1 protein-coding gene is annotated in these 236 nt (G+C 69.1%); it reads left to right on the top strand.

Going from position 1 to position 236, the window contains the following annotated elements; all coding sequences use genetic code 11:
* Nucleotides 1-236: hypothetical protein (locus tag KVT37_RS32945; protein ID WP_217579099.1), on the top strand; the 236-nt coding region annotated here is incomplete at both ends.

Raw genomic sequence — 236 nt, 5'->3', positions numbered from 1 at the left:
TTCGCGATCAGCTGGGCATCGATGTCCTCGACACTTCCACGCATGCTTTCGAATGCGGCCTCACATTGCGCCCGCAATTGTTCCACGCCGTCGGCGGCGGCGCGACGGGCCGCGCCCTAGCCGTGCTGGCCGGTCTTGGCGTGGTGCTCGGGGAGCTTCTGGGTGGCCGCTTTCAGCTGCTCGATATCGGCTTCCAGGGCCGCGGGGGGCCCCTGGTCCGTTCGGGGGCTGCCCTC

It is taken from the genome of Mesorhizobium sp. GbtcB19, from assembly GCF_019091085.1.
GTDB lineage: Bacteria > Pseudomonadota > Alphaproteobacteria > Rhizobiales > Rhizobiaceae > Mesorhizobium.
This window is presented reverse-complemented; position numbering and strand designations above follow the sequence as displayed.